Annotated in this window: 25 protein-coding genes; 11 read left to right on the forward strand and 14 right to left on the reverse strand. The window is 56.8% G+C overall.

All coding sequences use genetic code 11. The features are described from left to right. Nucleotides 1-2: 2 nt before the first annotated feature. From D1223_RS16000 to D1223_RS16035, 8 genes are all read left to right on the forward strand, one after another. Nucleotides 3-500: a DUF411 domain-containing protein gene (locus tag D1223_RS16000; RefSeq protein ID WP_084396985.1), complete on the forward strand. Its 498-nt coding sequence runs from the start codon at nucleotides 3-5 to the stop codon at nucleotides 498-500. After that, the gene (locus tag D1223_RS16005) at nucleotides 497-1828 is read left to right on the forward strand and encodes an APC family permease (RefSeq protein ID WP_119377429.1); all 1332 of its coding nucleotides are present in this window, start codon (nucleotides 497-499) and stop codon (nucleotides 1826-1828) included. Before D1223_RS16000 ends, D1223_RS16005 begins: the two co-directional genes overlap by 4 nt. A 153-nt stretch (nucleotides 1829-1981) precedes the next feature. Then, nucleotides 1982-2410 carry a potassium channel family protein gene (locus D1223_RS16010; protein WP_084396980.1) on the forward strand — a complete coding sequence of 143 codons (429 nt, stop codon included), beginning with the start codon at nucleotides 1982-1984 and terminating at the stop codon, nucleotides 2408-2410. A gap of 109 nt (nucleotides 2411-2519) precedes the next feature. After that, the gene (locus D1223_RS16015) at nucleotides 2520-3521 is read left to right on the forward strand and encodes an efflux RND transporter periplasmic adaptor subunit (RefSeq protein WP_158588520.1); all 1002 of its coding nucleotides are present in this window, start codon (nucleotides 2520-2522) and stop codon (nucleotides 3519-3521) included. Nucleotides 3522-3523: 2 nt separating this feature from the next. Further along, nucleotides 3524-5257, forward strand: a complete 1734-nt coding sequence (locus D1223_RS16020; RefSeq protein ID WP_119377431.1) for an ATP-binding cassette domain-containing protein — start codon at nucleotides 3524-3526, stop codon at nucleotides 5255-5257. After that, a complete protein-coding gene (locus D1223_RS16025; protein WP_035541835.1) occupies nucleotides 5254-6396 on the forward strand; it encodes an ABC transporter permease in 1143 nt (380 codons plus the stop codon). The genes D1223_RS16020 and D1223_RS16025 overlap by 4 nt, the downstream gene beginning before the upstream one ends. A gap of 79 nt (nucleotides 6397-6475) precedes the next feature. Then, nucleotides 6476-7507 carry an ABC transporter permease gene (locus D1223_RS16030; protein ID WP_233353207.1) on the forward strand — a complete coding sequence of 344 codons (1032 nt, stop codon included), beginning with the start codon at nucleotides 6476-6478 and terminating at the stop codon, nucleotides 7505-7507. A 32-nt stretch (nucleotides 7508-7539) separates the two neighbouring features. Beyond that, the gene (locus tag D1223_RS16035; protein WP_119377432.1) at nucleotides 7540-8229 is read left to right on the forward strand and encodes a DUF6629 family protein; all 690 of its coding nucleotides are present in this window, start codon (nucleotides 7540-7542) and stop codon (nucleotides 8227-8229) included. A gap of 183 nt (nucleotides 8230-8412) precedes the next feature. On the opposite strand, the gene D1223_RS16040 is transcribed toward D1223_RS16035, so the two are convergent. The 8 genes from D1223_RS16040 to D1223_RS16075 form a co-directional block, all read right to left on the reverse strand. Next, nucleotides 8413-8634 carry a hypothetical protein gene (locus D1223_RS16040; RefSeq protein WP_119377433.1) on the reverse strand — a complete coding sequence of 74 codons (222 nt, stop codon included), beginning with the start codon at nucleotides 8632-8634 and terminating at the stop codon, nucleotides 8413-8415. Nucleotides 8635-8993: 359 nt separating this feature from the next. After that, nucleotides 8994-9491 (reverse strand): acyl-CoA thioesterase, encoded by a 498-nt coding sequence (locus tag D1223_RS16045; RefSeq protein WP_119377434.1) that lies wholly within the window; start codon nucleotides 9489-9491, stop codon nucleotides 8994-8996. Between the two features lie 5 nt (nucleotides 9492-9496). Next, nucleotides 9497-10324, reverse strand: a complete 828-nt coding sequence (locus D1223_RS16050; protein ID WP_147372879.1) for an AlbA family DNA-binding domain-containing protein — start codon at nucleotides 10322-10324, stop codon at nucleotides 9497-9499. Further along, complete coding sequence (arcC, locus tag D1223_RS16055; protein WP_119377436.1) at nucleotides 10321-11256, reverse strand: carbamate kinase; 936 nt, start codon at nucleotides 11254-11256, stop codon at nucleotides 10321-10323. The genes D1223_RS16050 and arcC overlap by 4 nt, the downstream gene beginning before the upstream one ends. A gap of 3 nt (nucleotides 11257-11259) precedes the next feature. Next, nucleotides 11260-12261: an ornithine carbamoyltransferase gene (gene argF / locus D1223_RS16060; RefSeq protein WP_045656388.1), complete on the reverse strand. Its 1002-nt coding sequence runs from the start codon at nucleotides 12259-12261 to the stop codon at nucleotides 11260-11262. Nucleotides 12262-12302: 41 nt separating this feature from the next. After that, the gene (locus D1223_RS16065) at nucleotides 12303-13532 is read right to left on the reverse strand and encodes an arginine deiminase (RefSeq protein WP_045656389.1); all 1230 of its coding nucleotides are present in this window, start codon (nucleotides 13530-13532) and stop codon (nucleotides 12303-12305) included. A gap of 66 nt (nucleotides 13533-13598) precedes the next feature. Further along, on the reverse strand, nucleotides 13599-15044 hold the full coding sequence (locus D1223_RS16070) for a YfcC family protein (protein ID WP_119377437.1): 1446 nt from the start codon (nucleotides 15042-15044) through the stop codon (nucleotides 13599-13601). A gap of 16 nt (nucleotides 15045-15060) precedes the next feature. Beyond that, nucleotides 15061-16308 (reverse strand): alginate export family protein, encoded by a 1248-nt coding sequence (locus tag D1223_RS16075; RefSeq protein WP_045656391.1) that lies wholly within the window; start codon nucleotides 16306-16308, stop codon nucleotides 15061-15063. A 310-nt stretch (nucleotides 16309-16618) separates the two neighbouring features. Here D1223_RS16075 and D1223_RS16080 point away from each other — a divergent pair, with 310 nt between their 5' ends. Then, the gene (locus tag D1223_RS16080; protein ID WP_045656392.1) at nucleotides 16619-17287 is read left to right on the forward strand and encodes a class I SAM-dependent methyltransferase; all 669 of its coding nucleotides are present in this window, start codon (nucleotides 16619-16621) and stop codon (nucleotides 17285-17287) included. Nucleotides 17288-17363: 76 nt separating this feature from the next. On the opposite strand, the gene D1223_RS16085 is transcribed toward D1223_RS16080, so the two are convergent. Together D1223_RS16085 and D1223_RS16090 are read right to left on the reverse strand one after the other, a co-directional pair. After that, nucleotides 17364-18401, reverse strand: a complete 1038-nt coding sequence (locus tag D1223_RS16085; RefSeq protein ID WP_119377439.1) for a type II glyceraldehyde-3-phosphate dehydrogenase — start codon at nucleotides 18399-18401, stop codon at nucleotides 17364-17366. Further along, nucleotides 18394-19563: a hydroxyacid dehydrogenase gene (locus D1223_RS16090; protein WP_233349726.1), complete on the reverse strand. Its 1170-nt coding sequence runs from the start codon at nucleotides 19561-19563 to the stop codon at nucleotides 18394-18396. The genes D1223_RS16085 and D1223_RS16090 overlap by 8 nt, the downstream gene beginning before the upstream one ends. A 328-nt stretch (nucleotides 19564-19891) precedes the next feature. Between D1223_RS16090 and nhaA the strand changes: the two genes are divergently transcribed. Continuing rightward, on the forward strand, nucleotides 19892-21070 hold the full coding sequence (gene nhaA, locus D1223_RS16095; RefSeq protein ID WP_045656395.1) for a Na+/H+ antiporter NhaA: 1179 nt from the start codon (nucleotides 19892-19894) through the stop codon (nucleotides 21068-21070). Between the two features lie 1008 nt (nucleotides 21071-22078). On the opposite strand, the gene D1223_RS16100 is transcribed toward nhaA, so the two are convergent. Together D1223_RS16100 and D1223_RS16105 are read right to left on the reverse strand one after the other, a co-directional pair. Further along, nucleotides 22079-22849 (reverse strand): DUF47 domain-containing protein, encoded by a 771-nt coding sequence (locus tag D1223_RS16100; RefSeq protein ID WP_233353209.1) that lies wholly within the window; start codon nucleotides 22847-22849, stop codon nucleotides 22079-22081. 33 nt (nucleotides 22850-22882) lie between these two features. Beyond that, nucleotides 22883-23923, reverse strand: coding sequence for an inorganic phosphate transporter (locus D1223_RS16105; RefSeq protein WP_119377440.1), 1041 nt, complete (start codon nucleotides 23921-23923; stop codon nucleotides 22883-22885). Between D1223_RS16105 and D1223_RS18770 the strand changes: the two genes are divergently transcribed. Next, on the forward strand, nucleotides 23916-24296 hold the full coding sequence (locus D1223_RS18770; RefSeq protein WP_147372881.1) for a hypothetical protein: 381 nt from the start codon (nucleotides 23916-23918) through the stop codon (nucleotides 24294-24296). The two genes, D1223_RS16105 and D1223_RS18770, sit on opposite strands and share 8 nt — an antisense overlap. Before the next feature lie 234 nt (nucleotides 24297-24530). Here the strand turns inward: D1223_RS18770 and ppk2 are convergent, their stop codons facing one another. Then, nucleotides 24531-25334 (reverse strand): polyphosphate kinase 2, encoded by an 804-nt coding sequence (gene ppk2, locus D1223_RS16110; protein ID WP_119377441.1) that lies wholly within the window; start codon nucleotides 25332-25334, stop codon nucleotides 24531-24533. Next, a complete protein-coding gene (locus tag D1223_RS16115; protein ID WP_119377442.1) occupies nucleotides 25300-26574 on the reverse strand; it encodes an SAM-dependent methyltransferase in 1275 nt (424 codons plus the stop codon). The genes ppk2 and D1223_RS16115 overlap by 35 nt, the downstream gene beginning before the upstream one ends. Nucleotides 26575-26613 lie beyond the last annotated feature (39 nt).

Here is a 26613-nt window from a genome sequence, read left to right on the forward strand (position 1 = left end):
TTATGTCAAAATGGATTCTTGGTGCCTTGGCCACCGCCCTTTTTGCGCTTGCCGCTGGGTTTTTCGTCTCGGGCGGTTTGGCGAGCCCTGCAAATGCGCAAACCATTACCGTCTATAAAACACCCTGGTGTGGATGCTGTACGGCCTGGATAAAACACCTTCAGCGCGATGGTCTTGAAGTACGTGTTATCGAACGCGAAGACCTTGCGCCTGTGCGGGCCTCGCTGAACGTGCCCGATGAGCTTGCCTCCTGCCACACTGCGTCGGTTGATGGCTACGCGATTGAGGGCCATGTCCCAGCCTCGGAAATTCGTAAGCTTCTGGAAACCCGGCCAGATGCGGCGGGGCTTTCGGTGCCCGGCATGCCAATGGGCTCTCCCGGAATGGAAACGACAAGCCCGCCTGACGCCTATGATGTCATTCTGTTTAGTGCGAAACAGCAAAGCGTATTCGCGAGCTATGTCGGCCGCTTCCCAGCTGAACAGGCGGTCGGGCAATGAAATCCGAAACCTATAAAAAAGGCTCGCTAAGTCTCGCAGGAACCATTGCGATGGGCACCGGTGTCATGATTGGCGCCGGGATCTTCGCACTGACCGGGCAAGTCGCGCAATTCTCAGGACCGGCGTTTCCGCTCGCCTTTTTGCTTGCGGCCGTGGTCAGCGGGTTCAGCGCCTACACCTACATCAAAATGTCGAACAAATATCCGTCGGCCGGCGGCATCGCGATGATCCTTCAAAAAGCCTATGGGCCAACGACAATTGCCGCCGCCAGCGCGCTGCTCATGACTATGTCGATGATTATCAATGAGAGCCTCGTCGCTCGCACATTCGGCGCCTACACATTGCAACTCTTTGATGTTTCGAAAGACAGTATTCTGGTACCCGTTCTGGCCGTCGGATTGATCGTTTTTGCGTTTATAATCAACATATCCGGAAACAAAATCATTGGCGGCGTATCCAAAATTGCTGCGGTCCTGAAAGTTGGCGGCATTCTGATCTTTGCTGGCGCGGCGCTCTGGGCCTCCGACCTTTCTTTTGAAGCAGCCTCCTCGGCCACAACAAATGAGACTGGACCTGCGGGATTCCTCGCCGGCGTCGCCCTCGCCATTCTTGCTTTTAAAGGGTTCACCACGATCACCAATAGCGGCGATGAAGTCAAAGACCCCAATAAGAATGTCGGCCGCGCGATCATTTGGTCGCTGGCGATCTGCCTTGTTGTCTACATGGCTGTCGCTCTAGCGGTCGGGTCCTCACTGACACTTGAAGAAATTGTCGCAGCCAAGGATTTCTCGCTCGCAGAAGCCTCGCGCCCGGCCTTTGGTGATTTTGGCGTGGCGTTTACCGTGATCATTGCAATCATCGCCACCGCGTCGGGACTGCTCGCCAGTGTCTTCGCGGTTTCGCGCATGCTCGCTATGCTGACGAATATGAACCTCATCCCCCACAAGCATTTTGGCATGCCCGGCGGCATCCAGAAACACACGCTTGTCTATACCGTTGTTTTGGCTGCCTTCCTGGCCGCTTTCTTCGATCTTGGGCGGATCGCTTCACTCGGCGCGATTTATTATCTCGTAATGGATATTATTATCCATTATGGCGTGCTGCGCTATTTACGCGAAGATGTCGGCGCCCGCGCCTCTATTCTAGTCGCCGCCATATTATTCGATCTGATTGCCCTTGGCGCCTTCCTGTTCATCAAAGCGACCGCAGACCCTATGATTGTCGTCATCGCGATTGGGTCAATGGCTGCAATCTTTGCTTTCGAAGCGCTCTATCTCGGCCGGATCCGCGGCAAGGAGGCGCCCGATCATGCGCACTCTCACTCGTGATGTAACTGGTCCGCCGGGGGTAAACCTGGTGGTGTTCTGTGAGCGAGCGGTGAGCAGGACTGGGATCCTTATTGGTTTAAATGCGATGGCGCATCCTATCGCGGGGCGTGTGACAACGCTTTCGCGGACCCGGCACACCGCGAGGTTCGCGCCATGATCCTGGCGATTGTCATCTCCGCAGTCACCTTCGTGCTATCCGGCGCGCTTCACTATGCGATTGTCTCAGGCGCATTCCGCCACCTCGGAGCGGCCAGCTATCATCGCGGCCGCAAACTGGTCACTGCGCTTTGCGTCTCGGGGATTGCGCATCTCGCGGCGGCCAGTCTTTACGCCCTCGCTTATGGCCTGGGCCGCGCCCTGGATATAGGTGATCTAAGCGGTGATACGCCGACGACAGCCATGGACGTCTTTTACTTTTCGCTCGTCAGTTACACCTCACTCGGTCTTGGCGACATTGTTCCAACCGGCCATTTGCGCTTCGTCGCCGGTGTCGAGGCGCTGAATGGTTTTCTGCTCATCAGTTGCTCGGCGGCGATGCTGTTTCTGTTCATGACGGAGCAGAGCGGGGAAAGCAGGCAATGAGACCCCCCACACGCGCTTCAATACAGTTACACCTGAAATGTTTGGCGCGCGCCTGCGCCTATAAGGGAAGGAACTCGGCCACGCGTATTATTGAGGAATGGGGGCACAAATGACCAATATGGTAAAACGCTATGGTCTGATCGGCATCGCCATCGTCTTCCTCGCTGCCGCGATTGTCGGCTGGACACAGCTACGCAACCCCCATGAAGAGCGCGGCCATATCGAAGTGTTCGGAAATGTCGATGTGCGCCAGGTCAATCTGGGTTTCAAAGTTCCCGGGCGCCTCGCCGAAATGATGGTCGATGAGGGCGACAAGGTCGCTGCGGGTGCAGTTGTCGCAAAACTCGAGCCGATTGACTATGAAAATGAGGTGAAACTCGCGCAAGCGCGGGTTGCGCGGTCTCAAGCTGCGCTCAACGTTTTGCTCGCCGGCTCCCGACCCCAGGAAATCGCGCAAGCTGAAGCGCAGCTCGCCGAAGCAGAAGCGGCTCTGACCGTCGCTGAAACCACCCTGTCGCGACAGGAGTTTCTTGCCGAGCGAGATATCGCCTCACACCAGGCACATGAGGAAGCCGAAGCGCGGCATGGCGCGGCCATTGCGCAGCGTGACGCCGCCGCAAAAAGCTTGGAGTTGGCGCGCATTGGACCGCGCTCTGAGGATATCGATCAGGCGCGTTCGGTGCTGGCCGCCGAACAAGCCGCTCGCGCCCTGGCTGAGCAACGCGTCGCCGATACGATGCTGACCGCCCCAAATGAAGGCATCATTTTGACACGTGTTCGCGAGCCGGGCGCAATCATCGGCGCAGGGGAAACCATTTATACCTTAACCTTGACCTCGCCGGTCTGGGTGCGCGCCTATATTGAAGAGCCAGATCTTGATTTCATCCAGGCCGGTATGGACGCTGAGGTGCGCACCGACTCCGGACGCGTCTACACAGGCCAAATCGGGTTCATTTCGCCGGTCGCCGAGTTCACGCCAAAGACGGTCGAAACCCGGTCATTGCGAACCAGCCTTGTCTACCGCGTGCGCATCATCGTTGAAGATCCAGAACACCGCCTGAAACAGGGCATGCCGGTTACAGTCATGCTCAGCCCCGACCGGGATGTTTGAGCGTGCCGGGCCCGCTGATCCAGATAGATCAACTCAGCAAGCGCTTTGATAAGGGCGCCCTTGCGGCGCTCGATTCTGTTACGGCCCATTTCAATGCAGGGGAAGTCACTGGTCTGGTTGGTCCCGATGGGGCTGGAAAAACCACATTGCTGCGTCTGATCGCAGGCTTACTGGTTCCCTCAACAGGTAAGATCACTGTCAACGGTCTGGATCCTGTCACGGATAGCGGAGCGGTTCACCGGATTGTGTCCTATATGCCCCAGCGGTTTGGGCTCTACGAAGATCTGAGCGTCCAGGAAAACCTGACGCTGTACGCTGATCTGCGGTCAGTTATAGGGTCAGACCGCGAAGAGGCCTTCGAGCGGCTTTTGGGATTTACAGGCCTCGCACCTTTTACAAACCGGCTGGCTGGAGCGCTTTCCGGCGGTATGAAGCAAAAGCTTGGCCTTGCCTGCGCCCTCATCAAGAAACCCGACTTGCTGTTGCTTGACGAACCAAGCGTTGGCGTCGATCCGATCTCCCGGCGAGAGCTTTGGCGCATGGTCTATGAACTGGTCGATCAGGGGATTGGCGTCGTCTGGAGCACGGCCTATTTAGATGAAGCTGAACAATGCGCCCGCGTGCTGCTCCTGAATGAAGGCGCCTTGCTTTATGCAGGCTCGCCGCAAGACCTCACAGACCGGGTCGCCGGTCGCACCTACCAGATCCGGCATATCGACACCGATCGCCGCGAAGTCCTAAGCGAAGCAACAAAGCTGGCAACCGTGATTGACGGCGTTATCCAGGGAAGCCGCGTGCGTCTGGTCATGGCCGAAGGTGCCGATCCGCCAAATCTCGCGCCGCTGAACGCGGGCCTAGCAGCTGAAATCTCGCAAATCCCGCCGCGGTTTGAAGATGCCTTCATGGATCTGATCGGCGGTGGATTTCGCGCGACCTCACCTTTTGCCAATCGAGAGGATAGCGCCGAACATACTATGAATCAGGTGGTCGAGGCGCGTGCGCTAACGCGGCGGTTCGGGGATTTCACAGCTGCTGATAATATCAGCTTCGAAGTGGGGCGCGGTGAAATCTTTGGCCTGATTGGACCCAATGGCGCTGGCAAGTCGACCACGTTCAAAATGCTGTGCGGTTTGCTCCAGCCGAGCGAGGGCTCGGCCCGTGTGGTTGGCCTTGATTTGCAAAACGCCCCAAGCAAGGCGCGCGGCCGGATCGGCTATATGGCTCAAAAATTCTCGCTCTATGGCGATCTTAGCGTTCAGCAGAACCTCGATTTTTTTGCTGGTGTTTATGGCCTGACAGGCAAATCCCGCAAAGACGCCATCTCTCAAATGATTGAGACGTTCGGGTTTGCTGACAGGCTGGATGTCAACGCCATGGGGCTGCCGCTTGGCTATAAACAACGCCTGGCGCTCGCCTGCGCGGTTATGCACGAACCGGATGTCCTTTTCCTTGATGAGCCGACATCCGGTGTTGATCCACGCACCCGGCGAGAGTTCTGGACCCATATCAATGCGATGGTCGCCAATGGCGTCACGATCATGGTGACAACGCACTTCCTGGATGAGGCGGAATATTGCGATCGGATGGCGCTTATTTATCGCAGCAAGATGATCGCCAGTGGCTCACCTGATGAGTTGAAAGACCGCGCCCGCGCAAGCGGCATGATGGACCCAACGCTTGAGGACGCGTTCATTGCGCTGGTTGAGCAGAGTGATCGAGAGCGCGAGGCGGGATGAAGGACCGCGAACCCCTTGCGCTGCGGTGGCGACGTCTGACCGGCCTGATCGTAAAGGAGTCGCGCCAGGTTCTGCGCGACCCGAGTTCCGTCTTGATCGCGGGCGTGATGCCGCTCTTGCTTCTCTTCCTGTTCGGCTATGGCGTAACCTTTGATCCACGCCAACTTGATGTCGCATTGGTGGTTGAGCAGCAGTCATCGGAAACTGCGAGCTTCCAAGCCTCGCTTGAAAACTCAACCCTGTTCGAGGTCGAAACGGGCCCGGATCGTCGCCTGTTCGAGCGCGCGCTGACACTTGGCGAATTGGATGGGTTAATCGTACTGCAAGCTGATTTCGCGGAGAAAGCGTTTCGGGCCGAAGGCGCGCCTATTCAGGTTATCGTGGACGGCGGTGATCCGAACACGGCATATCTGGTCAGTGGTTATGTCGAGCTCCTATGGGCCAACTGGCTGGAACAGGAATGGATCAGCCGTGGACGACCGGCCCTGGCGCCAAGTGTGCAGCTGGAACCGCAAGTCTGGTTCAATCCGGAGATTTCGAGCCGAAACTATCTCGTGCCAGGATCGATTGCGATCATTCTGACAACGATTGGCGCGCTCCTCACCGCCCTGGTCGTCGCACGCGAATGGGAGCGTGGCACGATGGAGGCATTGCTCGCGACGCCGGTTGGTATCTTGGAGCTGCTGATTGGCAAACTGGTGCCATACTTCCTGCTCGGGCTGGGCTCCATGGCGCTCGCGGTCATCACAGCCGTGCTTTTGTTCGGCGTGCCGTTTCGGGGTTCGCTCGCCGTGCTCATTCTGTCCTCATCGCTCTTCATGCTGTGCTCGCTCGGTCAGGGCCTTCTGATCTCTACCTTGACCCGCAACCAACTGGTCGCCGCGCAAACCTCAGTTTTAACCGCCTTCCTACCGGCTTTCTATTTTTCGAACTTCGTATTCGAAATTGACAGTATGCCGCTCGCATTGCGCCTGATCAGCTATGGCGTCCCCGCCCGATACTATGTCTCGACCTTGCAAACTGAGTTTCTCGCAGGCGACGTCTGGAGCGTTATCGTTCCGGATCTGATTGGGCTCGGCGTGTTTGCGCTCATCATCTTCGCTCTCACGGCGCTGACCACGCGCACGCGTCTGGAATAGCGGCATGTTTCAACGCATCTGGTCTCTCATTATCAAGGAGCTTCTCGCCAGCGCCCGCGACCCGCAAACTCGCTGGGTCGTGCTGTTTTCGCCGCCTTTCCTTCTGGTGATTTACGCCTTCGCCATCACCCAGGAAATCTCCAGCGTCACGCTCGGCGTGTACACCCAGGATCGCGGCGTCGAGGCGCGAGAACTGATCAGCAGATTCGAGGGTTCACCGACGTTTGAAGAAATTCTCTATCTGCGTCGCGACGCCGATATCGCCGCGGCAATTGATTCTCGTTCGGTCGATTTGGTCTTGAGGATCGGTCCGGACTTTTCCCGGCAATTGGAGCGCGGTGAACCAGCGAACGTACAGCTCATTCTGGATGGCCGCGCCTCCAACGCCGCCCAAATCCTTGCAGGTTATTCTGGGCGGATCGTCCAGGATTTCAACGAAGATCAAGCGACCGCGCTCGGTGTGCCGACCCTCACCAAGGTCGTGACCCGTGTTTGGTACAATCCAAATCTCGATCCGCTTTGGTCAGCCGTACCAGCGCTGTTTGCCGTCCTGACCGCGATTGTCGGGTTCATGGTCTCGGCCCTGTCCATCGCACGCGAGCGCGAACTTGGTACATTCGAGCAGCTGCTTGTGTCGCCGCTCAGGCCAACAGAGATTCTGATCGGCAAGGCGGTGCCGGCTCTGATGATCGCCCTGGCAAGCGCGACAGCAATGCTGATCCTTGGCTGGCTGGTTCTGGATGTTCCCCTGCGCGGGTCTCTGCTTCTGCTTTATGCCAGTATGATCATCTATCTCGCCGCGATCATCGGGATTGGTCTGTTTATCTCTTCGCTCGCAGCAACACAGCAACAGGCGATCATCGGTCTTTTCATCTACATGATGCCAGCTGTCCTATTGTCAGGGTATGCAACCCCGGTCGCCAATATGCCCGATTGGCTCCAAGCTTTGAACGAGTCCAATCCGATCATGCATTTCATCGTGATCAGCAAGGCCGTCTATATGAAGGACGCGCCAGCTGAACTCTTCTTCCACCATACCTGGCCCATGGCGGTTATCGCTGTCGTGACCCTTACCGCAGGCGCCTGGCTGTTTCGCAGGCGCGTGTCCTGACCCAAAATTAAGCAATCAAGAGGACCAAAAATATGTGCCTATCAGCAGAAGTCAGTTTCATCGCCGCCGCAGGGCTTATCCCGGCAGGCGCGCTTAGCATGCGCCAGGCCTGGCGGGGCGACCGGCGTTATTTGCCACTGGCAACCCTGCCACTCCTGTTCGGACTGCAACAGCTTGCTGAAGGCGTTGTCTGGGTTGCCGGCGCCGGCCAGAATACCGAGCTCATTGCCACCGCTTCACTCAGTTATATGTTCTTTTCCTGGCTCGCATGGCCTGTCTGGATCCCGGTCTCGACTTTCGCCTTGGAGCCGGCGAAGCGAAAGCCCTACTTCCTCATATTCGTGATTGTCGGCGCGATGCTCGGCGCCTTGCAATATGTGCCTTACTTCGCGCATGCGGATTGGCTCAACACGCGCTTCCTCTCGCACGTGATCATCTATGAAGGTACTGAGCTGCTGGACTTTGTTGGCCGCCGAGAAGTCACTTATGCAATCTATATATCGGTCGTGATCTTGCCGTTGTTGCTATCATCCGTGCGCGGTGTGCGTATCTTCGGTTTTCTCGCGTTTGGCGTTCTCATCACAACCTATACGTTCTTCGCATACGCCTATGTTTCGGTCTTCTGTTTCGGCGGGGCGGTCATGTCATCCTATCTGGTCTGGATGATGTACCGGGGTGACGGTTCGAAACACGGCACACGACCTCAAACAACACCTGCGTGAGCCAGAAGTGATGGCACTCGACCCATTCGCCATTGCCGGCATTGACACCGCCCGCCTGACACGCGTGAGCAGTCGTTTCGAGCCGCGTTTGGCGTCCGCAGTGTCGGCCCGTGTCGCAAAATGCAGGAAATAGGTGCATCGCTTTTTTAGAGTGGGTGAAGACCGGCGCCTTCTGAGCCCCCCTCAGAAGGATAGCTCAACGCCCATCAGGAACTCAAACGGCTTTCCCGGGCGAAGACCGGCCGGGTCTATTGAGGCAACATACACGTCGTCAAAAAGTTTCTCGGCCTTTACCCGCACGCGGATGCGATCCGTCAGGTCACTCCATATTGCAGCATCCGCCACCCAACGCGCCTCGATGAGTTGCGCCGCCTCGATTGCGCCCTGCCCGGCGCGCCCGTGCATCGGACACATAGTTTGCCGACAGATCCCTACCCCAGCGATTGGTCTCGACACCTGCGTTCCATGTCAGCTGTTTGTCGGACACATAGGGTAACTTGTCCCCAGCGGCGACATAATCCCACGGTACATAGTCGCGCTCGAAACGCCGCTGGAATTTTGCATCTGTGAGCGTATAGACGAACCCTGGCGGAAGGGCGAATTCTACCCCCAAAAGGGTTGCCGCATCACAGCTGGCAGTGGCTTACATGGACTTGCACGCTCACTTCACCGCCATTGAACGGGTCACCAAAGTACAGTCGTCGCCGAACGACGCCGTGCAGGTTCCGATAGTCGCTGACAATCCGGATACGGGACATGCTCTCTTATATGATCAGCTCAGTGCGCAGGCTCGCATCCGCAACGAGGCGCCGCTGCAATCCCGGTTCAACCTGATATGCCAGCGCGAACACATCGGGCATACGGGCGGGCTTGCCGGTGGAAAGCGCGATACAGACATATTTGGATGCGCCCAGAATCAGTGTTTGATGATCATCTGCCCGCACGACCTGGAAGTACCGATTGGCTCGCAATCTGCCATCATTGAACGTTATCCAGTTTGCGATGATGACCCCGTCGCCAAGTCGCGCAGGCCGCTGATAAACCAGCCTAGTTTCCCGAACCGCCATACCTCGGTCCAGATCGACGCACGCTTCAGCGGGCAGTCCAACCGACGCTGAATGTTCCATGGCGCAGTCATTCATCCATTTCAGATAAACTGCATTGTTCACATGGCTGAACGCATCAATGTCTGACGCAGCGACAGTCAAGCGAGATGTGAATGCGTCGGAAAACAGGAGGCCGCTCTGCTGATCGACAGGCATGACTTCTACCTCCCTCTTCGCTGAATATGATCATGTGCTTCCGCGGCGTTCAATTCGCGCGTCGAATTTCCGGTGCGGACATAATATTTCGAGGTATCCGACAAGACGAGAAAGACTGGTTCTGCGGCGCGCTCTACGAGCACCCAGCATATTGTCATGTCGTCGATCTTCAGGAACCGGCACCTGATCAGCGTGCAAGCGACACCCCCCAGATACGTCTTTACGATCCCCGTCAAGGCGCGCTCAAATTCATCAACTGACGGCTGCCGAAGCGTTTTAAGATCCTGTTCAATTCCGGTCAGCTCGCCTGCATCTGTCACGCCGATTAGGAGACGACCGCCTTCATGGTTCATCAATCCAGCGATTGTCTTGGCAATGACTTGCTCAAGACTTCTATTGGTCCTCGATTCATTGATATCCCACCGCAAAGTGGATTTGAACTCGGTGAATTCGTTCTCACCTCCGGCAATGACACTTGGCAATGCCGTTTGGAGATCCTCAAGGAGTCCCTCAGCTTTACGCAACTGAACAGAGAGTGCACGTGTCAGAACGGCAAAGACCATTCCGATTGCCGCGCCGAGTGCAGCGAAAATGCCATTCATAGCCATGAGATGGTAAACTGGCGCGCCACTCACCCGCTCCCAGGCAAATCGGCCAAAGTCAGAATATTCGGGTGAAAACAGAGCGCCATACTCCATCCACAAGACGAGCGTAATGATGGGGTGAAGAACAATGACCCCTATGATCGCGCCCATGGCGGCATAAAGAAGAAAATGCCGTACAGGACGGTAAAGTCCGATTCCTGAGCGTCCAAGAGCAAGACGGCGTGTCAAACTGATTCCTCTCTCAGGCCGCGAACCGAGTTGATGATGAGGGTGCCAGCCGCACCTGCAACAATCGCCTCGATATCCTTCAATGCACCGATCGCTGCTTTTGCGCCGCTATGGCGCACAAACGCGCAGGCAGCTCTGACTTTTGGGCCCATTGATCCTGCCGGGAACTCATACGTGTCCAGAGCATCAGGCCCCGCTTCTATAATGCGCCGCTGTGAGGGTTGCCCCCAGTCGACATAGACCGCATCGACATCGGTCGCCACGATGAAGAGATCCACTTCAAGTTCGCGGGCCAGCAACGCGCTGGCAAAATCCTTGTCGATGACGGCTTCAACTCCCTTGAGCCGACCATCTTCTCCCCGGATTGTCGGAATCCCCCCTCCACCGGCGCAGATAACAATTACGCCGCGGTCGAGCATCCATTTGATTGGATCCAGTTCAAGAATTTTCTGAGGTTTGGGCGACGCAACAACCCGGCGCCAATCCTGACCATCCGCTTTGATCTGCCATTTTTTTTCGGCCGCAAGACGTTCTGCATCAGCCCGGGAATAAACCGGTCCGACAAATTTGCTCGGCGCGTCAAACGCCGGATCAAGCGTATCGACCTCGATCATGGTGAGCAGTGTCGCGATCTCTTTGTCCCCTTGCAGGCAGTTTCGAAGCTCGCGCTCGATCACGTACCCGATCATGCCCTCGGTCTCGGCGCCGAGAACATCCAAAGGGAAGGCTTCGTCTGGCTTGTAGGCCGCCCCTTGCAGTGCCAGCAATCCGACCTGGGGCCCATTGCCATGCGTAACAATCAGTTCGTGATTCCGAGCCAGGGGGGCAAGCGCGCTTGCTGCAATTTTTACATTGGCGCGCTGGTTTTCGACCGTCAGCGCTTCACCGCGTTTCAAAAGGGCGTTTCCGCCAAGGGCAACCAGTATACGCATGGATCAACCGCCGATCGTGGCCACAAGAATGGCCTTGATCGTGTGCAGCCGGTTCTCGGCCTGTTCGAACTGGATTCCCGCGGGCGATTCAAAGACCGCGTCAGTAACTTCCATTTCGGATATCCCGAATTTCTCCAGCATGTCCCGGCCGACGTCGGTTTCTGCATTGTGGAATGCCGGCAGGCAATGCATGAATTTGGTTGTCGGCTTGCCTGTTGCCGCCATCAAATCGGCATTGACCTGATAAGGCCTGAGCAATTTGATCCGTTCTTCCCAGACCTCGGCTGGCTCGCCCATCGACACCCAGACATCAGTATTGATGAAGTCACAGTCCTTGACGGCTTCGACCGGGTCTTCGGTGATCGTCAGCCGGGCTCCATACCGGGCTGCCAGCTCTTTGGCAGGCTGCAAATAGTCGTCGCTTGGCCAGAGGCTCCCGGGCGAAGCGATGCGGACATCCATACCCATCAGACACCCGGCGATCATGAGGGAATGACCCACATTGCTATGGGCATCGCCGACAAAGGCGTAGGATATGTCGCGGAGCGGCTTGTCGGCATGTTCGTGCATCGTCATCAGGTCCGCCAGCATCTGGGTCGGGTGCCATTCATCCGTCAGACCGTTGAATACGGGCACGCCCGCATAGGCGGCAAGTTCTTCGACCTTTCCCTGCCCAAACCCGCGATATTCGATCGCATCGTACATTCGCCCAAGGACCCGAGCCGTGTCCTTCATTGATTCCTTGTGACCGATATGCGAGCCGGACGGCCCGAGATAGGTAAAGCCTGCTCCCTGATCCATGGCCGCAACTTCGAACGCACACATCGTACGCGTCGAGGCCTTCTCGAAGATCAGGCAGATATTCTTGCCTTTCAGGCTTTGGTGTTCGATGCCGGAATATTTCGCGCGTTTCAGATCACGCGACAGATCGAGAAGATAGCGCATTGCGCGCTGGTCGAAATCCAGCAGTTTCAGGAAACTGCGTCCTTGAAGATTATAGGCCATTATACGTCCTCATCATGAATATACGGGTGCCAAACGGGCACTTAAAAATCGACCGGATCGCGCCAGACCGGGCAGGTCATGCAATGGCCGCCGCCGCGGCCTCGCCCGAGTTCGGATCCACGGATCGTGATCACTTCGATACCGGCTTTGCGCAGGAGCGTGTTGGTCGATGTGTTGCGGTCGTACGCGACAACGACCCCCGGTTCGAGGGCGACGACATTGTTGCCGTCGTCCCATTGCTCGCGCTCCTGATTGTAGGCGTCGCCGCCCGTTTGAACGATGTTCAGCTTTTTGAGCCCAAGCGCCTCAGCCGCTATCACAAAAAGGTGACGGCTCTCCTTTGTGACGCATACGTGGTCGGGCTTGTCGCAGGGTTGCAATGTATAGCATTGGATCTGGTCGCAAACCTCGACAAAAGCCGTCGCGACATCCCGGTCACAATGGGAAAAGACCGTGTCCAGGTGCATCGCGCTGCGTGCGCGCGGCATCTGACAGGCGATGACACGGGTCGCGGCCCCGTTTTTAAACAAGGCGCGCGCCACTTGTCCAACCGCCTGCGGGCTGGTGCGTTCGCCCATCCCGATAAGGACAGTGCCGTTGCCCCATGGCATGACGTCGCCGCCCTCCAGCGTCGCGGGGCCGTGATCGGTATCCGGATCGCCCCACCAGACTTTGAAATCACCGTGTGCAAATGCCGGGTGAAATTTGTAGACAGCGGCGACGAGCAGCGTTTCGGGCCGCCGCGCGGGCCAGAACATCGGGTTCAATGTCAGGCCGTTGCCGATCCAGCAACTATTGTCGCGCGGGAACTGCGTGTTTGGCAGTGGCGGTATGACAAATCCGTCCGGACCCAGATAGCTGCCGAACATGTCAGTGGCCTTAAACGGCAGGTCATGAACGGCAATTCCGCCTATCAGAAACACCGCCAGTTGATAGGGGGGAAGTTCGCTCAGCCAGGCGCGCAACTCCTCCGGCATGCCGACGCCGACCTGGTCGTCGGTCACCCGCCGGTCGAGGATCCAGTTGCGGGCCTCAGGCATCGCGACAATCTCACTCAAGAGGTCATGAAATTCGTAGACTTCAACCCCGCGATTGGCCATTTTCATGCGAAAGTCGGCATGATCGGTTCTGGCTTCCTGCACCCAGAGAACATCATCGTAGAGCAACGCATCGGCGTTTGCGGGCGTTAGCCGTGAGTGCGCGAGCCCTGGCTGACAGGTAATGACTTTGCGCAGCTTGCCGATTTCAGAATGTACACCGAAGCCTGTCATTGGAGAGGTCCTTTCAAAAACACGTTGAATTGCGGTTCAGTATGCGGCGTTGAAGACTGTGCCCGCTCAGTTGATCAGGGTTGCGATCGTCAGAGACCCCATAACCAGGACGACCAGCCCGAGCAGGAGCGGCCACATGAACCGGAGCCAGCGCTGGTAGGGCACACCGCCAATCGCGAGTGCTCCCATGACGACCGCAAAGGTCGGGTTGATGAGGTTCACCAGCCCGTTCGCCGACTGATAGGCGGTCACCACAAGCGAGCGGTCAACGTCCGAGAAATCGGCAAGCGGTGCCATGATTGGCATGCTCAAGACGGCAAGACCCGAGGACGATGGTACCAGGAAGGACAATCCAAGCTCTATCCCGAACATGGTGTTGATGAACCCGATGGGCCCGAGCCCGCTCAAGGCGCCTTCGCCCGCATGCAGGATCGTGTCCGTCATCTTGCCTGCGTCCATGATCACCACGATTCCGCGTGCAATGCCGATTATGAGCGCCACGCCGAGAAGGTCTTTCGCGCCCGCCATGAAGGCGTCGATAAAGCCCTCTTCACCCATCCAGGAGGCGACCCCGACAAGGATAGATGCAGCGATGAACAGGGCCGACATCTTGTCCATCCACCAGCCTTGCGAAGATACGCCCCATATCATGATGGCGAAGGTCGCAGCGAAAATGATCAGGGTCAGGATTTGTGATCGTGAGAGCGGCGCGTCCGGATCATGGCCGTCGCTCTTGAAGCGGGCAGCGATTTCGTTTTTCTTGTCGGCGATGATCGATTTGGAGGGATCTGCTCTCACCTTGACGGCGTAGCGCATCACGTAGGCCGAACAGATCGCCCAGCCTGTTACCAGAATGAAAACCCGCAGGGTCAGCCCGTCCGTAAACGCGATGCCAGCCGCGTTTGAAGCGATAACCGTGGCGAACGGGTTTATCGTCGAACCGAGGACGCCGATCCCCGCCCCGAGCAGGATAACGGCAACGGCGACGACGGCATCAAACCGGGCGGCCAGCATGACCGGTATCAGGAGCCCATAAAAGGCGAGCGATTCTTCGGCCATGCCATAGGTCGTGCCGCCAACAGCAAAGAAGGCCATAAGGATCGGGATCATCCAGATCTCTCGCCCCCTCAAGGCCGACATGCAGCGTTCGATTGCATGATCGATGGCGCCTGTCCGGGTCACAACGCCGAGAAATCCACCGATGATGATCACGAACAGCGCGACATCGATAGCCTGCGCTTGATTGCTGTCCGGGTTATAGAACCCGCCAATCGGTGCGAGAAATACATCGACAATCCCTTGCGGGTTGGCATCAACGGTTTCGTATGTCCCTGGAATCGGTACCTCACGGCCCAGTTCCGCATTCTCCGCTCGCTGATATTGCCCTGCCGGTACAATCCATGTCCCCAACGCAACGAGGGCAATGAGCGCGAACAGGATTGTATAGGCAGTTGGAAACTTGAAGCCCTTCGATGGGGCCTGTGCATCGTCCGTTTCAATTGAGTCTGACATGTTTTCAGCCCCTCTCCTAGAATGCGACGGATGCGTAGAGCATGAAGTGAGACCAGGTCTCATCACCGCCCGTAAATTGTTTGGCGCCGTCGCCCGGCACCATCACAGCGGCTGCCGCCGACAGGAACAAGCGATCGGTCGCCTGCCAGTCGAGGAAGATATCGACTTCGTCTCCGAACGCCTCATCGTCCACACCGATCTGGCCAGGTTCATCCAGAGTGAAATTGAGCCAGGAAGCGGTCAGCGACACGGTGTCAGTCAGCGTGGCAGAGCCTTTGACCATATGGGTTTTCTGGTTGGAGTTCCCGAAAATCCAGTTGCCCGTGATCTCACCCTGATACCATTGGCCGTAATCGGTGAAGCCGTAGGCGAGCGGTACGAATTCTTCATTTTGCGGCGTCGACGGATCATCGCCTGTGACGACGGCGTAGCGATAGGTGATTGTCGGCTCAAACGGCAAGCTATCGAGCTTGTAGCGGCCTTGAAGGTAGCCGCCTTGGCCCTCATAGAAACCGGCCCCTTCCTGCAGGGCGTACTCGCCAGAAAATGTTAACCGGTCAGAGACGTCAATCGCGGCGCGCACATCGTAGGTTTTCAGTTCCTCGGCTGTGTTTGCGGTGACCGGGTCATCAAAATGGGCAACTTCGACATAGGTTGCGCCAATTGAGGCGCGCTCGGAGATGTCATACTCGGCATTGACCCCGCCGACATGCGCCTTGATACCGGCCCGGCCCGGATTGTTGCCAAGCCAGAACCCTTCCAGCAGCAGATCTCCTTGCTTCAGGCGAACGAGGCCGCTGCTGCGCGACGCCGAACGGGCACCCAGGTAGAAGCCGCCTCGGTCGCCGCCATCACGGCCACCATCCTTGATCAGGAAGCCGGTACCAATTTCATAGTCAAAATCGCCGCCGATGACCTCGAAGAAATCATCTTCGCCAAGTTCTGCCTTCCAGCCGACATAGAGCTTTTCGAGCGTCGCCTTGCCGGGGTCGCTGATCCCGGCGGCGAAACCTTCTGCGCTCTCGCCGTATGTCTTCGTCCCGACAGCAGACAGGCCGGCTGACAATTCCCCCCCAAATACATTTTTCAATGTCAGGTACAGTTGCGGCTCAACTGCGAACTCCGCCCATGTGCTTGTATCGACACCGATGTTCGCTTCGGGCTCTCCAAACCAGGGATTGCTTTGCGCAAAAACGACTGTGGCTGCGTCGAGACCAACATCAATGGCGACAACGTCACTGTCGTAGAGATTGATCTGGGCCATGGCTGGAAGGGCCGCAACGCCGAGTCCAATAATTGACAGAAGCGCTGTTCTGCAGGCAGGGCCCCGGGGACAATGCGCACGCACGTGTGAGTGAGGCGTATACGTGTCGGCCTTGAGGTTTCTCATCATCGGTGTCTCCAATGCGCATGGGACCAAGCCTGCCGCAAATGGGAGCGATCAGCCTTTATGGTGATACGGCATGGACGCCACCTTCCCTCACTCATTACACCGGGAACTTACACAGCCGCCGTTTTTCAATACAGTTGAAACATTCAATACTGGCGGGTTTGCTCCGCTCTAGGGTCGGGTGATGACCAAGTTACCAGCTCCTAACTACACGCCCGCACTCGGCCCTCATGGTTCGATAGAACTTTATGATCGCGCCATTGCTCTCCTGACCCGTGAGAAAACATGGCGAGCCAGGCTGCTCGTCGCTTTGGCCCCCAGAGGCGGAGAGACAATCATCGATATCGGCGCGGGCACTGCGAGCATGGCGTGTCTGATCAAAACAACGCAGCCTGGCATTCGCATGATCGCAATTGATCCGGACCCCGACATACGAACGATCGCCGAAGCGAAAGCGGTAAGAGCTGGAGCCGCTATCGAATTCGTAACCGCGATGGGCGACAAAAAGATTGACCACATTGTCCGGCCGGGAAGCGCGGACAAGATTCTGATCAGCCTCGTGCTCCACCAGTGCCCGGTCTCTGTTAAAACAAGTATCCTCGCAAACGCTTTTCGCCTCCTCAAACCCGGTGGCGAGTTGCTGATCGCTGATTACGGTCGGCAGCGCTCAATACCGATGAAGCTTGCTTTCAACCTGGTCCGCCTGACCGATGGCTATGCCGACACCAGAGCCAACAAGGACGGCCGGCTGCCCGAATTCATGCGGGGTGCGGGATTTACGCATGCCAAAGAGCAGAGCGTCACGCTCACGCCGACCGGATCGATCTCCATCTATTCGGGCACCAAACCCTAGGCTCACTGCCAGGCGGTTTGGCGCCGCGACGTACCGATCTTGCAACGCACACGCCTCGGTCCACGCCATCACGGTTTCAATAGAGCGCCGATCCAATACCGAGGGCGGCATTGGTCTTCGCGATGGATTTTTGTGAATCTGTCGAAAGCCCTGTCAGCGCCCTGATCGCATCAATCGTTTCCGGGATGACGATCGCCTGATTGTCGACCATATAGGCATAAAAGAGTTCATTATTCTGAATCGTAACCAGGTCTTCCCAAAGAGCGACTTCGTATAGGTTGTCATTTGGACGTTTCAGGTCGGCCATGAGTTCCTTGACACTGTTTATACCCGTCAGTCCGTCGTCCAGTCTGACCATGGCGATACGCGTCGAAGAGTGAAATGCCGCCAATACCTCCTCTCGGTCGGCGGCGCGCGACAGTTCAACGTTCCAATAATGCAGATGCGCAAGTGTTTCCGGCACCTTGACCGCCATCGTCACGACATCGAAATCCGGATCGACGCTTTGGGCATCCGGGCCTTGATGGCTTGGAATGCTTTGTTCCGGGACTAGCGTGTTCATGATGCCGCTCTGATGGCTTTCCCAGGGATCGGTGGCGCGGCGCAAAAGCGTGCCGCGCGCCTTTTTGAGCAAACCTGCCCGTTTCAGCGCGCCGAGCGTTCGAACAATCGACGTCGTGTTGCAGGAGACAATCCGCGTTTCATATCTGCCCACAGCGCTGTCAAAATTCGATTCGGCGACGAATGAGTGCTCGGTAAGGGCGTGGGGTTCGCCACCTTGTACAATGAATCTGAGCCCCCGCTTTCGGAAGAGAGCAACATTTCCGGTTGCAACATGTTTCGGTGTGCAATCGACGACAATATCTGCCTCGTCCAGGAGGTCATCCAAATTGCCTGACAGTACTATACCCGCTTTGCTCATCGATGTGTGCGCCTTTGGGGTTGCCGCAAAGACTCGATAGCCTCGCTGGTTCGCGACACGCAGCCGCCAGTCAACAGATGTATCAGCGATGCCTGCCAGCTGCATATCGTCCTGGCGTGTCACGGCATCGGCAACGCGTTTGCCGATGACACCGTAACCGTTTACGGCGACCCGGATTGACTTGTCAGACATGCTCTTGCTCCTTCAGTGACAGATTTTTCTGCGTTGCGACCAGGTTTTGCGGCTCGCCCGCTAGATACGTCTTGATGTTCTTGATTGTGGTTTCGGCAATGCGGGCGATGGCTTCTCGCGTATTGAAAGCGGAGTGAGGTGTCACGATCACATTGGGCATTCGCAATAGAACCTGGTCGGCAACCAGGGTGCGCAGATCATCTCCGTCACAATCAACCGAACAGATCAGCTCTGCCTCTTCGCGAAGCATGGGTTCATCAGGCAGGACGTCAAGTCCGGCCGCCGCCACCTTTCCGCTCTTTAAAGCCTCGATGAGCGCATGGCTATCGACCACGTCGCCGCGCGCCGTGTTGATGATTACGACACCGTCCTTCATGCGCATGAAGGCGTCCGCAGATAGGAGATGACGGGTCTGAGGCGTGGACGGCACGTGCAGGGATATTATGTCTGCGGTCGTTAGGAGGTCGTCAAAAGTCCGATAAGAAAAGCCCTCGCGCGTCGCAAAATCGGAATCCGGCACGATGTCAAATGCACAAACATGCATGCCAAACCCGTGAGCAATGCGGACAACATGCCGCCCGATGGCGCCGGTGCCCACCAGGCCTAGTGTCTTACCGGCGAGATCGAAGCCCGTCAGTCCGGCAGGAGAGAATGGCCCTGAGCGAGCGCGCTCCACCGCCTCGAGCAAGCGATGGCTGAGTGCAAGGAGGAGGGCGAAGACATGTTCGGCGACGGTATTTTCGCCATAGACCGGCACATTGCAGACACGAATGCCGCGTTCGGCGCACAGGGCGGTGTCAATGTGGTCAAATCCTGTCGATCGCGTCGCGATCAATTTGAGCGCTGGCAGCTGATCCAGAACCGCACGATCGATGGCCGAATTTATGAAGGTGGAAACAATTTCGGCATCAACGAAGGCGCCGGCATTTCCGGCCGAGAGAGCTTCATCTGTCAGTCTCAGACTGTTGCCTGGCTTCAGACTGTCAAACGTTGCCGCGTCTCGCGGCTCTATTTCGAAAAACGCAATTTGCATCACTCTGAACCATGCTCCTCGATGGCGACAACCTGTACGAAACTGAAGCCGGGCCGCCGCGGATTCAGCGCGTTCTTTCGCAGAGGCAACCCAGGCGATCGGGGGCCTTCCCGGTGCGAACTGGCTCATTTGGCTCAAAGTAAATGACGGTTTTTTCCGACGCCTGTGCTCAGCATGTTTCATGAAAGACTAATACAGATACGCGGCAGTGGTCCGGCGCACTCATACGCAGACGAAATTCTTCACGAGGCATGATGCTGCGCAGAACTGATCACCAGCCCCCATCGCGGGAAAAGCGCTCTTGGTTTCATACAACGCGAATAGTTTGCGCTTGTCAGGATACCTTGATCTATTGACGGCCTGGCCAAGGGGTGAACCCCAACCAGACGTATCTGACTGTGTGGATAAAGCCCCTTTCATTCCAGATCCGAAGGCAGCCACCGCAGACGCCGGCCATCTGCCTGCCGATTCAAGCGCGTCGACACGGCATGCTGCGCTTGCCGTTTTCGCAGCCATGTCCATCGCTTTTATCTGGGTTAATTCTCCGGCTGTTGGGACCTACGATTTTATCCATCATACGCCTTTCTCGATTCAACTCGGAGAGGTCGGGCTGTCCAAACCACTTGTCGATTGGATCAATGAGGGCCTGATGGTCTTCTTCTTCTTTGCGGTCGGGCTCGAAATCAAACGAGAAGTTTTGGTCGGCGACCTTGCATCGCCGCGCAGGATCGCCCTTCCCGCGATTGGCGCACTGGGCGGTATGCTCGCCCCTGCTGCAATCTATCTGATGTTCAATGCGGGTAATCCGGACACCGAACATGGCTGGGCGGTACCGGTCGCGACCGATATTGTACTCGCACTCGCCGTCTTGTCGGTACTTGGTGCCCGCGTTCCGGCCAGTCTGAAAGTCTTCCTGATGGCGCTCGCCGTATTCGATGATTTCGGAACGCTGGCTGTCATCGCGCTCTTCTATACTGAGGGGGTGAGCCTCGTCTCGCTGACTATGGCTGGTTTCGGCCTTGCCGTCCTGATCGGGTTCAACCGAATGCGCATTTCAAATATGACGCCCTATGTCCTGATAGGCATATTTGTGTGGGTCGCGGTTCTGGAATCAGGCGTGCATGCGACCATTGCCGGTGTCCTCGTGGCCTGGACCATTCCGCTTACAATCAATGGGCGCCCCGTACTTGCGGTCATCGAAGCGGGCATGAAGCCATGGGTCGCTTATGGGGTTGTCCCGATCTTCGCCTTTTTCAACTCCGGCATTCACTTGGCGGGCATAACGCCATCCTCCCTGCTCGGACCCGCCAGCCTCGGCGCCGGGCTGGGCCTTTTCCTTGGCAAGCCGCTTGGTGTATTTGGTGCGGCCAGCCTGGCTGTCTGGAGTGGGTTAGGCAAACGACCTTTCGGCGTCAGCTGGCTGCATTTGCTCGGCGCGTCCTTTCTGGCGGGGGTTGGGTTTACAATCAGCCTGTTCGTGGCGGCGCTCGCATTCGATAGTCCAACCGCTTTGCAAGGGGTCACTTTGAGTGTGATCATCGGGTCCACGCTTTCGGCGGTGACCGGGCTTGGCCTGCTTGCTGCCGCCAGACAAAGGCTCCAGCCACTCAGACCCGATGAGACATTCGCTCGATGATAATGTTGCTGGTGCGCCCTTACTGGCCATTTGCGGCGATGCCAATCGTGTTGCCACCCAATTGGCGTCCCCACCGATGAAGACCTCGTACGGCTGAGCCGGATGCGGTCGCAGGCGTTCAAATCGACCACACAATCACCTGAAATATTTGGACCGCTTGCAAGCCAGGATACACCGACCTGCCAGCTGGGATAGAAACGATATCCGAATATTGGGCGCAATCCTGCAATGATTCCTTAGGTGGCGTCGCCTTCGACTTGGCACGTTCACTCCGAGGGCGCGAACGGCTGCGGTCCCAGCCTCGTGAGTGAGTCTAGAATGGGTCTCGCAATGTCGCGGAAGCGCCTGCGGGCTGGACGTCTTGTTTCGTTTAGCTGCAAAAAAACTGAAACGTGTAATGCGCGGCCAAGGTCTGCGTCTGTTCGTCTTGCAGTCCTATTGGCTGCGATGTGGCTCGGACGGCGAACCACATCACAATACAGGAAAGTTTAAGATGAACTCTCACCAAAGTCCCCGCCGGCAAACTTCCGATGGCTCAAGCCACTCCTCCCACACTTTACCCAAGGTCTTGACCTGCGTCATATCCAGCCTTGGGATTGGCCTGTTTGGCGTGGGACTAGGTGCAATCGTGGCACCTTATATCGCAGAAACCGCTGCGCTGATTGCCCTTCTCGGACTGACGGTTCACCTTGTCGCCTTGATCCGCAGCGTTCGCCACAGACGCCCAGGCATATCCGATCAGCAACTTTGGCTCACAGCAATCTATCTAAGCTGCTGGACCATACTGATCGTGCTCACTTTACGCCTGTTTAAGGTTTGGTTTTGATGGATCCTGGGCAATTGATACCTCATTGAAGGAATACGGAGCGGCCATGACGAGGCGTTCAAAGTTGACGAGAAAGAGTGATTGCGCGCGTCTTTCGCTGAATGTCGCGTCTGCTTGCGGGCGGCAAAGTCCAAAAAGCGCAAGGGGATTGGTTTGAGCCAGGATATCAGGGACCGACAATATCAGGCGGATTTGACGGTAATATCGTGCAGAATATCGCCGGCATGCGCAAAGTGATCGGCCGCATTTGAGAGGTGGCGATAAATTTCCCGACGCTTGAGCGTCTCCATGACAAAGGAAACCCCTTTCAGGACAGAGTCGCAGCTCGCCTTATCGTCCGGTTCGAGCAAAGGTCGTAAATCCTCACTGAGGTCCTTGCGTCGCGCCGCCAAATCGTTGGCATAATGCTGCGGGCTGAATAATTCGGCTATCGCTCGCCGATAGACTTTCTCAACGTGACGCTCGGTCTTGCGAACAGCGTTTGCGGCGCGTTCCGCTTCCCCCGGATTGGTTTTCAGAACACTGAATCCGCGTTGCAGTGATCTGGCGCCCTGCAGCAGCAAGTCAGCCATTTCAGCCATAGGCTTGTCGGGGCTCACTCCAAGAACATCCATCTCCCACACCGAGGTTTTGGCATAGTTGAGCCCATCATCGATAGCGGTAATCGCGCGGTAGATGTCTTCACGATCATAGGGCGTTGCGAAGGAACGGTTCAGTATATCGATGTTTCTTGCTTTCAAACTGTCGCCTTCGTGTTCGAGCTGGCGAACCCTGTCGGCAGCGGCTTGGTCCCCCGTCATCATGAATTCAGCAAAAACCTCCATCCCCTGCACGACGAGTTCACATTGATCATTGAGCAACTGATGAAAATCTGGCGTGCGCGGAAACAGTCCGTTCAAAATCCGAACAAGGCTCGGAGGACGCTTAACGTCACCTGGGCGTTTCGACATCATACTTCCTTTCTCGCGTGCCCCGAGGGCGTCCTGCTAAACGATTGCGCCAAGCGCTTGCATAAGAAGATACAGCGCGATCGATATCGCGGCTGCACCGGGCATGGTAATCAGCCAGGCGCCTATGATGTGCTGCGCCGTGCCCCAGCGGACCGACTTTGGACGCTCAGATGCACCGATGCCCATTATGGACGTGCTCACGACCTGAGTGGTTGAAACCGGCGCGCCCGTCATGGACGCGGCCAGAATCAGGCTTGCCGATGCAAGCTGGGCATCAAGCGCATGAATGGGTCTGACTTTGTAGATCCCGAAGCCGAGCGTTCGAACGATCCGCCAACCACCTGAAAACGTGCCCAAAGTGATGGAAGTTGCGCTTGCGAGGATCACCCAAATCGGCACGGTGAACTCTGCATTGACGCCGCTGATCACAAGTAACATGGCGATAATCCCCATCCCCTTTTGAGCGTCATTCGTACCATGAGAAAAGGCGAGCGCTGCGGTCGCCACCCATTGAAATCCGCGCAAGTTACGATTGACGGCCGGACGAGCGCCGCGCAGCGCAAATCTTACCAAGCGGTGGATAATCCAGCCGAACAGAAATCCGAGGACTGGCGAAATAAGCAGCGCACCCAGGACCTTGGTGACGCCGCTCACGCGCCCTGCGTTCAACTCGGACATCCCCCATACGACATGCTCTGGTCCGGCAGAAACCAGCACAGCCCCAACCAGACCGCCTACGAGCGCTTGAGAAGAGGATGCTGGCAGTCCGAACCACCAGGTAATTAAATTCCACCCGATTGCGCCCCCCAAGCCTGAAAGCACAATCGTGAGCGACGCGATATTCTGTAGATCAGTGACATCAATAAAGTTGCCGATCGTATTGGCAACGGCTGTTCCACCCAGAACAGGGCCAAGAAAGGTGAATACGGACACAAGTATCGCGGCTTGTATTGGCGTTGCTGCTCGCGAGGCGACAATTGTGGCAAGCATATTCGCGGCGTCCTGGAGGCCATTGGTATAATCATAGGCCAGCACGATCAGAATTCCGGCGATCAACAAGACAAGAGTGTTGGTCATCGACCCGCCCGCAGGATTTAAGAGACTGAAGACACAGCAGCTGCGCTGCGCACACGCCACAATCGCTTCCCTGTCGCGGGTTCGTTTGGCCGGGAGAGACAGCTCATTCTGCGGCAGTCAACCGGATCTGGCGATCGTCGCAAGATCTCGATTTGGTCAGGCCGAGATCTATGCGCGCCAGTGTCCGGCGAAGTCGCACAGCTTCTGGTGTATGGCCGTCCCCGCGACGTTCCAGCTTTGCCAGTTTCTCCCGGAAGATTGGCACATAGACCATGATGACTGGTCGCCCGTCACATTGATCCTGACTGTCTGTCATCTGGCGGCCTCGTGGTCGGCGATCGACGCGGAAAACGGATTGTCGCGTCTGCGATAGGGTGATCAACATCAAACGGATGCAAACGTTTGAGTTTACTCTGATATGATACGCATATGACGCGCGAGGCCCTCATACGTTACAGTTCCAACTGTTTGGACCGAGCTGCGGCCGCATCGAAAATCAGCCGAACGGGCTGCTCTGACATTTCCATGCTGGCAAGAGTCCGGGTCGAGAGTGCGCCCCTGTTCCAGGTTACAGCGTTTAGCATCGTGTGCTGGAAGACGAAGTGAATCATCGATGCAGGGCTGCAATGGTTTTCTTTGTGGCCTGCAAGACAATTGTTTCATCGGGAACGGCCAGGGCCTTGTCCGTCTCCGGACAATCAATCGATTTGATGATATGCCGGATCGTATTCAATCGCGCCTGGCGCTTGTCGTCGGTGTGAACGGCAAACCACGGCGCGTGCGTCAAGTCCGTACGACGCAGCATGTCATCGCGCGCAGCCGTATAGTCATCCCACTTTTCGAGTGCGACCGCATCAATCGGGCTTTTCTTCCATTGTTTGAGCGGATCTTTATCACGGTCTGCGAGGCGGCGCGACTGTTCAGGCTTGCTTATGTCGAGATAGTATTTGAGAATCTGGGTTCCGTCGCCAACCAGCATTTTTTCGAACGCGCCAACATTGTCATAAAACGCTTCAACCTGGTCATCACTGGCAAATCCCATGACCCGTTCCACCCCGGCGCGATTGTACCATGACCGATTGAACAGGACGATTTCTCCATCGGCTGGCAAATGCGACGCGTAGCGTTGGAAATACCAGCTCCGCGTGTCCCGGTCTGACGGCTTTCCAAGCGCAACGACGCGCGTCTCTCGCGGACTGAGATGTTCGGTGATCCGCTTGATGATGCCGTCTTTGCCAGCCGCATCCCGTCCTTCAAATATTATTAGTATACGATGGTTATGCGCTATTGCCCGTCGCTGAATTTTGACAAGCTCAATCTGCAGGTCACGCAAGTCATGTTTGTAGACTTTCTTGGAGCGTCCTGCCTCTTTTTTGTCATCTCTGGGCATTGGCGAACGGTCTTTCATCATTTACGGGCGACACCTGTCGAAGGGGGCCACGCGCGGGCTCAGTCCGATACAGATAGTCGCGTGTCAGCGGCACAGCATCCTGGCGTTTGGCGAGTTGAAGCTGGAAGACGTTGTGGACGCCATGCCGGAATGACAATTCACTGCACACGAGGTAGAAATCCCACATACGTACAAAGCGATCATCATAGAGCGCTTTGGCCTCGTCTGCTCGCGCGAGAAACCGTGATCGCCAGGCTTTGAGGGTTTCTGCATAGTGCAGGCGCAGGATTTCAACATCGAGGACCATCAGGCCGGCTTTTTCGATCGCAGGCAGGATTTCAGATAGCGCCGGTATGTAACCGCCTGGAAAAATGTGGCGGGCGATCCATGGATTCGTCGCTCCCGGTCCTGGGGTCCGCCCAATCGTGTGAATGAGCGCCGTGCCGTTATCTTTCAGGCACGTCGCAATCTGATCGAAATATTCGCGATAGTGCGGCACACCGACATGCTCAAACATGCCTACCGAGACGATACGGTCATAACGCCCGGTCAGATTGCGATAATCCTGAAGCTCGAACTCCACTCTGTCGCTGACGCCCATGTCGTCCGCGCGCTCGCGGGCAAGGCAATGCTGCTCGCATGACAGAGTGACCCCGTGAACACGGACATTTTCACGGCCGGCAAGATGTAAGGCCAGTCCGCCCCACCCGCATCCGATATCGAGCACAGTGTCGCCCGGTTTCAGGCACAGCTTGCGTGCGACATGATCTTTCTTGAAGCGTTGTGCATCGGCCAGAGACGTCTCCGGGTCAGGGAAGTAGGCGCATGAATACTGCATGTCCTCATCGAGGAAGAGGCGGTAAAGATCGTTGCCGATATCATAATGGTGCGCGACATTTCGAGCCGAGCGTGCGCGTGGATTGAACTGCGCGACCGCCCGAAACGTCTTTCTGAGGAATGCCGGTAGCGAGGCACTCGGGCTGCCATCAGACAATATATTCGTCCAGAAAATATCCAGCAGATCATAAAGGTCGCCCGCTTCCAGCACCAGCCCCCCCTCCATATAGGCCTCGCCGAGCTGCAGTTCCGGATCGAGCAGGATGCGGCGAAGCCATGCTTCCGATTTGATTGCGATACGGATCGGGCTAACGCAGTATGAGCCGAAGAGGGACGTCGCGCCATTTGGAAACGTGACTTCCAGGCATCCTTTGCGAATAGATCGGTCAAGCCGGCTCCTGGCGATTGCACTCCAAAGGCTCATTGGGAAAATCCTTCTCGTCTGGCGCAAGCGCAACGTCCG

Source organism: Henriciella mobilis, assembly GCF_003576285.1.
In the GTDB taxonomy this organism is placed as follows: domain Bacteria; phylum Pseudomonadota; class Alphaproteobacteria; order Caulobacterales; family Hyphomonadaceae; genus Henriciella; species Henriciella mobilis.

Excerpts from the sequence above, each read along its gene's own strand:
- D1223_RS16115 (WP_119377442.1), bottom strand. The coding sequence starts at position 26,574 with ATGAGCCTTTGGAGTGCAATCGCCAGGAGCCGGCTTGACCGATCTATT.
- argF (WP_045656388.1), bottom strand. The coding sequence starts at position 12,261 with ATGGCCTATAATCTTCAAGGACGCAGTTTCCTGAAACTGCTGGATTTC.
- D1223_RS16100 (WP_233353209.1), bottom strand. The coding sequence starts at position 22,849 with ATGATGTCGAAACGCCCAGGTGACGTTAAGCGTCCTCCGAGCCTTGTT.
- D1223_RS16090 (WP_233349726.1), bottom strand. The coding sequence starts at position 19,563 with ATGAGCCAGTTCGCACCGGGAAGGCCCCCGATCGCCTGGGTTGCCTCT.
- D1223_RS16065 (WP_045656389.1), bottom strand. The coding sequence starts at position 13,532 with ATGACAGGCTTCGGTGTACATTCTGAAATCGGCAAGCTGCGCAAAGTC.
- D1223_RS16075 (WP_045656391.1), bottom strand. The coding sequence starts at position 16,308 with ATGGCCCAGATCAATCTCTACGACAGTGACGTTGTCGCCATTGATGTT.
- D1223_RS16035 (WP_119377432.1), top strand. The coding sequence starts at position 7,540 with ATGTGCCTATCAGCAGAAGTCAGTTTCATCGCCGCCGCAGGGCTTATC.
- ppk2 (WP_119377441.1), bottom strand. The coding sequence starts at position 25,334 with ATGATGAAAGACCGTTCGCCAATGCCCAGAGATGACAAAAAAGAGGCA.
- D1223_RS16005 (WP_119377429.1), top strand. The coding sequence starts at position 497 with ATGAAATCCGAAACCTATAAAAAAGGCTCGCTAAGTCTCGCAGGAACC.
- D1223_RS16085 (WP_119377439.1), bottom strand. The coding sequence starts at position 18,401 with ATGTCTGACAAGTCAATCCGGGTCGCCGTAAACGGTTACGGTGTCATC.
- D1223_RS16070 (WP_119377437.1), bottom strand. The coding sequence starts at position 15,044 with ATGTCAGACTCAATTGAAACGGACGATGCACAGGCCCCATCGAAGGGC.
- arcC (WP_119377436.1), bottom strand. The coding sequence starts at position 11,256 with ATGCGTATACTGGTTGCCCTTGGCGGAAACGCCCTTTTGAAACGCGGT.
- D1223_RS16040 (WP_119377433.1), bottom strand. The coding sequence starts at position 8,634 with ATGCACGGGCGCGCCGGGCAGGGCGCAATCGAGGCGGCGCAACTCATC.
- D1223_RS16105 (WP_119377440.1), bottom strand. The coding sequence starts at position 23,923 with ATGACCAACACTCTTGTCTTGTTGATCGCCGGAATTCTGATCGTGCTG.
- D1223_RS16045 (WP_119377434.1), bottom strand. The coding sequence starts at position 9,491 with ATGCCTGTCGATCAGCAGAGCGGCCTCCTGTTTTCCGACGCATTCACA.
- D1223_RS16010 (WP_084396980.1), top strand. The coding sequence starts at position 1,982 with ATGATCCTGGCGATTGTCATCTCCGCAGTCACCTTCGTGCTATCCGGC.
- D1223_RS16025 (WP_035541835.1), top strand. The coding sequence starts at position 5,254 with ATGAAGGACCGCGAACCCCTTGCGCTGCGGTGGCGACGTCTGACCGGC.
- D1223_RS16080 (WP_045656392.1), top strand. The coding sequence starts at position 16,619 with ATGACCAAGTTACCAGCTCCTAACTACACGCCCGCACTCGGCCCTCAT.
- D1223_RS16015 (WP_158588520.1), top strand. The coding sequence starts at position 2,520 with ATGACCAATATGGTAAAACGCTATGGTCTGATCGGCATCGCCATCGTC.
- D1223_RS16000 (WP_084396985.1), top strand. The coding sequence starts at position 3 with ATGTCAAAATGGATTCTTGGTGCCTTGGCCACCGCCCTTTTTGCGCTT.